This window comes from Rhodococcus sp. NPDC054953, assembly GCF_053609225.1.
The window spans coordinates 1-1014 of record NZ_JBSGXD010000095.1; the positions used below are offsets into that span (position 1 = coordinate 1).

Annotated in this window: 1 protein-coding gene; it reads left to right on the top strand. The window is 72.9% G+C overall.

The genetic code is table 11. The annotated features are described in order from the left end of the window. The coding region (locus tag ACWF62_RS20745) for a hypothetical protein (protein ID WP_452631330.1) at nucleotides 1-962 on the top strand (962 nt) is incomplete at its 5' end. Nucleotides 963-1014 lie beyond the last annotated feature (52 nt).

A 1014-nucleotide genomic window follows, 5' to 3' on the forward strand; every position in this document is an offset into this window, starting at 1 on the left:
TCCTCGTACGGCATGCGAACGCCACGCGCTACGAGCAGGTACGCACCCCCGCCCGGCAGCAGATCCGCGAGCTGCCCGCCGCCGCGCTGCCCGAGCACGCCACCGCCTGGGCCGAGGCGTTCGCCCCCCGGCTGCGCGTCCTCACCGACGAACTCGCCCAGCTCGAACGCAACCGCGACTCCATCGTGGACCGGCTGCGTGGCCTGGTGGAGTCATCGCTGGCCACCCTGCGCTCCGCCCAGCGGCTGTCCCGGCTGCCCGAGGGGCTCGGCGAGTGGTCGGGGCAGGAGTTCCTGCGCATCCGGTTCGAGGACCCCGACCAGGCCACCCTGAGCGAACGGCTCGGCGAGGTCATCGACGAGACCACCCGCGCCGCCGTCAAGAAGAACTCCGACCTGCGCCGGGACGGCATGTCCCTGCTGCTGCGCGGCACCCACGCCGCCCTGCGCCCGGGCGGCGTGTCCGTGGAGATCCTCAAACCGGACGCCGTGCTGCGCGCCGAGCGGGTGCCGGTCGGTCAGATGGGCGACGTGTTCTCCGGCGGCCAGCTGCTGACCGCCGCCATCGCCCTGTACTGCACCATGGCCGCGCTGCGCAGCAACGACCGGGGCCGCGACAAGCACCGGCACGCCGGCACCCTCTTCCTCGACAACCCCATCGGCCGCGCCAACGCCACCTATCTGCTGGAGCTCCAGCGGGCGGTCGCCGACGCGCTGGGCGTCCAGCTCCTGTACACCACGGGGCTGTTCGACACGACCGCGCTCGCCGAGTTCCCGCTGGTCATCCGGCTGCGCAACGACGCGGACCTGCGGGCCGGGCTCAAGTACATCAGCGTCGAGGAGCATCTGCGGCCCGGGCTGCCGCAGCAGCGCGGCGGTGAATCAGAGGCCATCCACGGGGAGATCACCGCCACCCGGGTCTACCGCAAGCCCGCCGACAGCCCGCAGGCGCCGGCTCACTGATCGTAGTGCCACAGGGAGGTGCGCCGGCGGGCCACGCTGCTCGGTACGGACG